Annotated in this window: 9 protein-coding genes; 3 read left to right on the forward strand and 6 right to left on the reverse strand. The window is 64.0% G+C overall.

Annotated features, from left to right (window positions below):
- Nucleotides 1-913 (reverse strand): FAD-binding protein (locus SE92_RS19000; RefSeq protein ID WP_063203628.1); only part of this gene is annotated, 913 nt, incomplete at its 3' end.
- A gap of 72 nt (nucleotides 914-985) precedes the next feature.
- Nucleotides 986-2,479, reverse strand: coding sequence for an FAD-linked oxidase C-terminal domain-containing protein (locus SE92_RS19005; protein ID WP_063197413.1), 1,494 nt, complete (start codon nucleotides 2,477-2,479; stop codon nucleotides 986-988).
- 271 nt (nucleotides 2,480-2,750) lie between these two features.
- Here SE92_RS19005 and cycA point away from each other — a divergent pair, with 271 nt between their 5' ends.
- A complete protein-coding gene (gene cycA / locus SE92_RS19010) occupies nucleotides 2,751-3,146 on the forward strand; it encodes a cytochrome c-550 CycA (protein ID WP_063197415.1) in 396 nt (131 codons plus the stop codon).
- A 1,121-nt stretch (nucleotides 3,147-4,267) separates the two neighbouring features.
- Here the strand turns inward: cycA and SE92_RS19015 are convergent.
- Nucleotides 4,268-5,224, reverse strand: a complete 957-nt coding sequence (locus tag SE92_RS19015) for an alpha/beta fold hydrolase (protein ID WP_063197417.1) — start codon at nucleotides 5,222-5,224, stop codon at nucleotides 4,268-4,270.
- A gap of 332 nt (nucleotides 5,225-5,556) precedes the next feature.
- Between SE92_RS19015 and SE92_RS19020 the strand changes: the two genes are divergently transcribed.
- Nucleotides 5,557-5,739, forward strand: coding sequence for a hypothetical protein (locus SE92_RS19020; protein ID WP_063197419.1), 183 nt, complete (start codon nucleotides 5,557-5,559; stop codon nucleotides 5,737-5,739).
- A gap of 7 nt (nucleotides 5,740-5,746) precedes the next feature.
- Here SE92_RS19020 and SE92_RS19025 read toward each other — a convergent pair whose 3' ends face one another.
- From SE92_RS19025 to ykgO, 3 genes are all read right to left on the reverse strand, one after another.
- Complete coding sequence (locus tag SE92_RS19025; RefSeq protein WP_063197421.1) at nucleotides 5,747-6,007, reverse strand: hypothetical protein; 261 nt, start codon at nucleotides 6,005-6,007, stop codon at nucleotides 5,747-5,749.
- Between the two features lie 126 nt (nucleotides 6,008-6,133).
- The gene (locus SE92_RS19030; RefSeq protein ID WP_063197423.1) at nucleotides 6,134-6,766 is read right to left on the reverse strand and encodes a tetratricopeptide repeat protein; all 633 of its coding nucleotides are present in this window, start codon (nucleotides 6,764-6,766) and stop codon (nucleotides 6,134-6,136) included.
- Between the two features lie 119 nt (nucleotides 6,767-6,885).
- A complete protein-coding gene (gene ykgO / locus SE92_RS19035; protein ID WP_006611362.1) occupies nucleotides 6,886-7,011 on the reverse strand; it encodes a type B 50S ribosomal protein L36 in 126 nt (41 codons plus the stop codon).
- A 341-nt stretch (nucleotides 7,012-7,352) separates the two neighbouring features.
- Between ykgO and SE92_RS19040 the strand changes: the two genes are divergently transcribed.
- Nucleotides 7,353-8,237 (forward strand): amidohydrolase family protein, encoded by an 885-nt coding sequence (locus SE92_RS19040; RefSeq protein ID WP_063197425.1) that lies wholly within the window; start codon nucleotides 7,353-7,355, stop codon nucleotides 8,235-8,237.
- Nucleotides 8,238-8,362: the final 125 nt, after the last annotated feature.

Here is an 8,362-nt window from a genome sequence, read left to right on the forward strand (position 1 = left end):
CGATGCGCCAGACCGGCCAGGCGCCGAGCGCGCCGCCGGCCGCGAACGGCAGCACGTCGCGGATCATGGCCCACAGCGCGGCGGACGGAGCGTCCTCGATCAGCGCCGCGGCTCCGAACGGCGCCAGCAGGTCGCGCAGCGAGCCGGCGCGATGGGCGGCGGACGACGTGATGCCCTCGAGCCGCAGCATGGTCAGCGACTCGCCGTCGCTTGCGAGATCGCCAAGCCCCTCGGTCTTGGTGCGGAATGTCGATTTCGGCAGATGCGCTGCCGCCGAGACGTCATAGGGCGAGCCGAGCGCCGCAGTCATCGCCTTGTTGGCGGCGGCATCGTCGAGACCGCGCAGCAGCAGCGTGCGCTCGGCCTCGGGCTTGGGCATCACCTTCAGCGTGACCTCGGTCATGACCGACAGCGTGCCCCAGGAGCCCGCGAGCAGCTTGCAGAGATCGTAGCCGGTGACGTTCTTCACCACCTTGCCGCCGGTCTTGAAGCTGTCGCCGAAGCCGGAGACGGCATGCGCCCCGAGCAAATGATCGCGCGCCCCGCCGGCCCGGATGCGCCGCGGCCCGGCAAGCCCGGCCGCGATCATGCCGCCGATGGTGCCGAGCGCCGGCGTGCCGAGCAGCGGCGCGGTATCCATCGGCTCGAAGGCGAATTGCTGGTTCTTGGCGTCGATCAGCGCCAGCACGTCGGCGAGCGGCGCGCCGGCCTGCAGAGTGACGATCAGCTCGTTGGGCTCGTAGGAGGTGACGGCATTCAGCGCGGAGAGGTCGAGCACGGCATTGGTCGCCATGGCATGGCCGATGCTGCGCTTGGAGCCATGCCCGATGATCTCGAGCGGCTGCTCATTGGCAATCGCCGCGCGCACCACCTCTTCGACGTCTTTGGCGTCTCTGACTTTGAGCGTATCCACGAGTGAGCCGGTATCCAAGTTCAGGACGAAAAGCAAATTTGGCGCATGGCAGCGAGACTGCCGTGCGCGACGCTAGAACCGCGGAATGTCCGGGAACGCCAGCTTGCCGGCATGGACGTGCATGCGGCCGAGCTCGGCGCAGCGGTGCAGGGTCGGAAACACTTTTCCGGGGTTGAGCAGGCCCTGCGGATCGAAGGCGCATTTCAGGCGCTGCTGCTGGTTGAGGTCGATCTCCGTGAACATGTCGGGCATCAGGTCGCGCTTCTCGATGCCGACGCCGTGCTCGCCGGTCAGCACGCCGCCGAACTCGACGCAGGCGCGCAGGATGTCGGCGCCGAAGGCTTCCGCGCGCTCGATCTCGCCGGGCTTGTTGGCATCGTAGAGGATGAGGGGGTGCAGATTGCCGTCGCCGGCGTGGAACACGTTGGCACAGCCGAGCTGGTATTTTTCGCCGAGCTCGCGGATGCGCGCCAGCGCCTTGGGCAGCGCGCCGCGCGGAATGGTGCCGTCCATGCAGAGATAGTCCGGCGAGATGCGTCCCACTGCCGGAAACGCCGCCTTGCGGCCGGCCCAGAACAGATTGCGCTCGGCCTCCGAGGTCGAGATCTGGCAGGTGGTCGAGCCGCAGGCATTGGCGATGGTCTCGACGCGCGCGATCAGCTCGTCGACCTCGATCTTGGGACCGTCGAGCTCGATGATGAGCAGCGCCTCCACGTCGAGCGGATAGCCGGCATGCACGAAGGCTTCGGCGGCGTGGATCGCCGGCTTGTCCATCATCTCCATGCCGCCAGGGATGATGCCGGCGCCGATGATGCGCGCCACGCATTCGCCGGCGGCCTCGACTTGCGCGAAGCCGACCATCAGCGCGCGCGCCGTCTCGGGCTTCTGCAGGATGCGCACCGTGACCTCGGTGATGACGCCGAGCAGCCCTTCCGAGCCGGTGATGACGCCCATCAGGTCGTAGCCGGCGTTCTCGCACCCCTTGCCGCCGATGCGCAGGATCTCGCCGCTCATCAGCACGATCTCGCAGCCGAGCACGTTGTTGGTGGTCATGCCGTATTTGAGACAGTGCACGCCGCCGGAGTTTTCCGCGACATTGCCACCGATCGAGCAGGCGATCTGCGAGGACGGGTCGGGCGCGTAATAGAAGCCGGCATGGGCGACCGCCTGGCTGATCGCCAGATTGGTGACGCCGGGCTCGGTGACGACGACGCGGTTGTCGAAATCGATCTCGCGGATGCGCTTGAACTTGCCGAGGCCGAGCAGCACGCCGTCTTCGAGCGGCAGCGCCCCGCCCGACAGCGAGGTGCCGGAGCCGCGCGGCACCACCTTGATGTTCTGCTCTGCACAATATTTCAGGATGAGCGAGACCTGCTCGGTCGTATCGGGCAGCACCACGACCATCGGCGGCTGCCGGTAGGCGGTCAGACCGTCGGATTCGTAGGCCCGCATCTCGGCGGCACTGTCGATCACGCCCTCGCCGGGGACGATTGCGCGCAATGCAGCAATGATCTCCGCGCGGCGCGCCAGCACCGCCTGGTCGCTCGCAGGCATCATGATGGCCATGTCGAATCCTTCATGACATATCCTTCCGGCTCAAAGCCAATTGATCGATTTGTCTCGGCAAATCAATCACGTCCGCGCCTGTTTGGGTAGGCTATCCGAAAGTCGGATCGACGATCTCTGGCGAGTTCGCTCTGGGACAAGTAGGAAATCATGAAACCTGTCATGGTTTGGTGGCTTGTCCAAGCCGAGCAGGCCTGCCAAAACCGGCAAGCTGATTCAGACAAGAGACTGACCAGGCCAGACCCTCCAGGGAAGAGACGAAGAGCATCCGATGACAAAACTGACTTTTGGCGCACTGACGATCCTCACCGTGATTGCCACCGCACCCGCCGCGATGGCGCAGGATGTTGCGGCCGGCAAGACCTCGTTCAACAAATGCCTGGCCTGCCACGCGATCGGCGAAGGCGCCAAGAACAAGGTCGGCCCCGAGCTCAACGGCCTCAACGGCCGCAAGTCGGGCACCGTCGAGGGCTACAGCTATTCGGACGCGAACAAGAATTCCGGCATCACCTGGGACGAGGCCGTGTTCAAGGAATACATCAAGGATCCCAAGGCCAAGATCCCCGGCACCAAGATGGCGTTCGCCGGCATCAAGAACGAGACCGAGATCAACAATCTCTGGGCCTTCGTCTCCCAGTTCGACAAGGACGGCAAGATCAAGCAGTAAGCCTGCACAAGGCCATCGCTGCAGCTTCGGTTCTGATGGAATCAGGACCGAAGCTGCAGCTTTTGTTGTGATGCACACTCTCTCCACGTCATTACGAGGAGCTCGGCGACAAAATTGCGGAGCAATTTTGCGCTGATGCGACGAAGAAATCCAGACTGCCTCCGCGGAGGGATTCTGGATTGCTTCCGCCTTTGCCAAGGCTTCGGCGGACAAGTCGCTGCGCTCGCAATGACGGAGTATGACGTAGCGGCATCGCTCTTTCCGCACCATCTCGCTTGCAGATACGTCTTCTCGTTCTCGCGGCTGAAATCGCCCGAGCTTTGCTTCATCTTCGCACCCTCAAATCCAAGAGGGCACAGGGAAGGCCGGGTGCCGACAGGCACCCGCGGTCCGCTGCGCGAAATGCACACGCAGGAAGAACCGCACAGCAGCATACAGGTGGTGCCGATCACTCGGCCTTCCCTGCGCGATGGTCGGACGGCTTATGCCGTGATCTCCCGGGAGCCGAACTTTCCTTTGGCCTCCCTCGCCCCGCGAATTGGATGATGCAGTCTGCCCGGTTGGGCTCGCTCGCATCTTCGCTAGGCTTGACCGTAGCAACGACGGCCAGGACCACACGGTTTTGCCGTACGCACGGCCCGCCATTTCGCCCGCAGTATTTCCAGCCCTGTCGACAAAGCCGGAAACTTACAGGCGAGACGAACCTAGCAGCGCCGTCGTCCGCACGAAGCCTCGGGCTCACAGGGACTACCCGCCCTGCCCGCGCCTCTCGTGCCGACGCTGCCGCGTCCACCGCAAGCCCGGCTCGCGATCAAGACGACGACGAGATCGCCCCTCTTGGTGAGCCGGGATGGACGACACATACGCCGAAACCGAATTTCGGTAAAGTGGAATATTTTTATGCCGGTGGATTGACAGAGGGCGACACAGGCGAGGTGCCGTAGCCCGGATGGAGCGCAGCGCAATCCGGGATGGTGCAAAATGCCGGGCGGGCGGCCCCGGATTACGCTGACGGTCCATCCGGGCTACGGGAGCAGTGCCCACGTCTTTTGCCGTCATCGAGAGATGATCGTGGGCGCGGCGCAAGGGCGCCTTTGCCTACCCTACGCGCGAAGACGCAACTAATCGGCGGCCGCCTGTGCGGGCGTGATCCTGCCGATCATCGCTTCGATCTCCGTCTTCACCAGATCCGGCACGGCGTTCTGCACCATGTGGCCGAGATCGGGCAGCACGATCAGCTTCGCGTTCGGCACCATGGCCGCGAACGGGCGGGCGTGGATGTTGGTCCTCACCGTCTTGTCGGGCTCGCCGGCGATGACCGTGACCGGAGCCTTGATCTCGCCATAGCGCGCGGCTTGCGCGGCGACCGCTTCCTTCAGCGTCACCAGATCATAGGCATTGGCGATGAACTCGCGCGGACGCAGCAGCAGCGGCGTCGCGGATTCCCGCACGAAACCGTCGGGCATCGTCTGCGGCAGGAACACGTTGCGCGCGCCGGCCTCAGCGACGAAATAACCGAGCGGCAGCGTGATGGTGTAGGCGAGCAGCGGGCCGATCACGGGCGTCGCGATCAGCTCGTTGTAACGGCCGACGCCGCCGCGCCAGGGATGGGTGACGGGCGCGAGCATGACGAGCCCGGCGACGCGGGTCGGATGATCGAGCGCAAGCCGCGCGCCGAGTGCGCCGCTCCAGGAATGCACGACGAAGACCGCGCGATCGATCCCGAGCTTTTGAAGCGCTTCGTCGATCATCCGCGCCTGGACCTGCGGCGTGGAATCCGCGCGCCGCGCCCGCGTGCTCCAGCCATGGCCGGGACGGTCGACCAGGATGACGCGATGGTCCTTGGCGAGGAGATCGCCGAGCGGGCGCCGCATCGCTTCGAGATTGGAGCTCGCGCCGTGCAGCATCACGATCGGCACCCCCGCATCGCGCGGGCCGATATCGACGACGTGTAGCGTCGCGCCGTCGACCTTCACCATGTCCCCCTGCGGCGGAAAGGCGCGCTGCACGGCGACGATTCCGGCCTGCGTGACCAGCGCCAGCAGGACCAGCGCCGTCACGACTGACATCACGATCATGGAGAGAATCCGCGAGATCCTGGGCACAAGGCAATTACGGCTGTCATGGGCGGCAGTTTCGCTGCACCGGCTCCCCCGGCGTCTGCCGAAAATGCCGGGGCTGTGGATATGTGCATAATTGAGAAACGTAAAAACGCAATGGAATCAACAATATTCCAACGGGACACGCAAGCCTCGGAACAGCTTCATGCGGACGTCATTGCCGCGTCCATATAATCGCCATGGTCGGTTCCGCCATCTAGGCGCGGGTGGGCGCCGATCCTCCTCTTTAGGCCTCAGGGGATGGGGGAAAGACCGGCAGAACTGTCCTGGTTTGAACCGGAGGAATTTCGATGAGCTTCAGATCGAACGACACTGCGATCGACGAAATCGTCGCGAGCTGCAACGGCGACCTGCGCGGTGCCGTGCGGGCGCTGCTCCTGATCAACGAGCATCTCGAGACGGAGCTGGCAAAGGCTTACGCCGCAGCTATCGATCGCGGCCTGGCCGAACGCGGCGGCAACGCCCTGCATTGATGACAAACTAGTTCGTGCCGTCCTCTTCCTTTTCCTCGTCCGGCGTGGGCGCGGGACAGGCGCGGATCGTCGAACGGGCAAGCTTGGCATCGGCCATGGACTTGTAGGGACCGTCGCCGAACCAGATATCGCCGATGATGACCGGATTGCTGGTCACGATGTTGCATTTTCCGGTGGCGCGGTTGCCGACCACCCAGAACAGGCCGTCGGCGAGGCTCATCGTCCCCGACGCCAGCAGCAGGCACCCCGCAAAGATCAAACGCTTCATGGCTTTCGCTCCTGCCCTGCAGGTAGGCCTGCGGCCGCGCCGGCAATAGTGCTCACGATGCCGCGCCTTGCGAGCGTGGTTAATCCGAAGCCGCCGCGTTCACTCAAGACATGATCGAGTTTGAGGCTAAATATCGCGTCCCTCGACCTTCTCGGTCAGCGCCTTGACCTGGTCGGGGATCTTCTCGAGGTGCGGATTGACGGCGAGCGCCTTACGATAGGCCTCGAGCGCGCGCTTCTCGTCGCCGACCTCCTGCATGATCATGCCGAGGCCCGCGAGCGCGCCGAAATGGCGCGGCTCCCGGATCAGCACCTGCTGGATGTCCGCGAGCGAACGGCCATAGTCGTTCTGCATGTAGTAGAGCGTGGCGCGACGGTTCCAGGCCTCGATATAGTCGGGCCGGAGCTTGATGACCGAATCCAGCAGCTTGATCGCGACATCGATCTTCTTGGCATCGACCGCGGTCTTCGCCCGCGCCATCAGCAAGGACGCGGTGTCGCTCGGCGTCTGCAGCCAGATCGCCCAGATCCGCGCCTCGACATGCTTGGCGCTGGCCTCGTCTGGCGCGGCCTTCAAGGCACCGAACAGGAATTCGAGATTCTTGCTGCGGTCGACCTTCGGCAGCTTGGGCGGCGCCTCGGGGAGCTTCTTCTGCCTGGCGGGTGGCTCGACCTGCTGCGCGCCGGCCGGAGCCAGCCCGACGGCTCCCAGCACGAGGGCCAGACACAGGGTGCGCGCGAACGGGAATCTCACTGCCATGGTCAAAGTCTAAACGCGCAAAGCCGCCCTTGCAAAGCAAAGGCGGCGTCAAACTCGTGTGAGCAGTGGTCTTGCGGGGCGCGCGAAGCGACCGCGAGGGCAAACTCAGCCTTTGCTGATCAGCCCTGGCGAGCCTTGAAGCGGCGCTGCACCTTGTTGATCACATAGACCCGGCCCTTGCGGCGGACCAGGCGGTTGGCGCGATGGCGACCGCGCAGCGATTTCAGCGAGTTACGGACCTTCATGGCAGAATCCTGAACGTTCGAAAGGCCGTGTTCGGCACTACCGTTTCGGCACGCGCGAATGTGGCAAAATGAGATTTTTCCCGCTGGCGGACGACCGCCCGGGACGGGGCGGTTCTTAAGGCATGGCGGGCGGGGCTGTCAATGTTAACTGCCGCCCTCCGGGCCGGCAAATTCTGGAAAACAACCCCATGCACAGTAGAAGCGGCCGGATCGGCCCGATCTGGCCCGTCCGGGATCGATCGAGCCAAGGACGTTTACGGACAGCGATTTCGCCGCCCCGGACGCCTTGCCAAGTTCGTTATATCATATAATCAATTTGGCAACCCGTCGGGAGGACACCCATGCCGAAGCTGAAGCTGCCTGATATCGACAAAGTCGTCGCCATCGACATCCACACCCATGCCGAGGAGCCCTGCGGCTGCCATCCCGACGACGGCTATGACGATTTCCAGGCGCAGATGGCGGAATACTTCAAGTCGCCGAACAAGCATCCGCCGACAGTGCCGGAGACAGCGGCCTATTACCGCTCCAAGAACATCGCCGCGGTGATCTTCCCGGTCGATGCCGAGCGCGAGACCGGCTTCCGCCGCTACAACAATTACGAGATGATCGAGGCCGCCTCCGACCATCTCGACGTCCTCATCCCCTTCGTCTCGATCGACCCGCACAAGGGCAAGCTCGGCGCACGCGAGGCGCGCAAGCTGATCGAGGAATACGGCGTGCGCGGCTTCAAATTCCATCCGACCATGCAGGGCTTCTACGCCAACGACCGCATGGCCTATCCGCTCTACGAAGAGATCAACAATGGCGGCGCGATCGCGCTGTTTCACACCGGCCAGACCGGCGTCGGCTCGGGCATGCCGGGCGGCATGGGGATGCGGTTGAAATATTCCAACCCGATGTACATGGACGACGTCGCGGCCGATTTCCCCGACCTCAAGATCATCCTCGCCCATCCCTCTTTCCCCTGGCAGGAAGAGGCGCTGTCGGTCGCGACCCACAAGCCCAACGTCTACATCGACCTGTCGGGCTGGTCGCCGAAATACTTCCCGCCAATCCTGGTGCGCTACATCAACTCGATCCTGCAGGACAAGATGCTGTTCGGCTCGGACTGGCCCGTCATCACGCCGGACCGCTGGCTGTCGGACTTCGCCAAGATTGAGATCCGCGACGAGATCCGGCCGAAGGTGCTCAAGGCGAACGCGCGGAAGATCTTGGGGATCTAGGGCGAAGCGGGCTTGAGTTGAATCAAGCAGGCGGGCTCGGTGCACCTCTCCCGCCTGCGGGAGAGGTCGCGCCGAAGGCGCGGGTGAGGGTTCTTTCCTCTAGGGGATTATCCCGCTGTGGAGAC

The organism is Bradyrhizobium sp. AT1 (assembly GCF_001590795.1).
GTDB lineage: Bacteria > Pseudomonadota > Alphaproteobacteria > Rhizobiales > Xanthobacteraceae > Bradyrhizobium.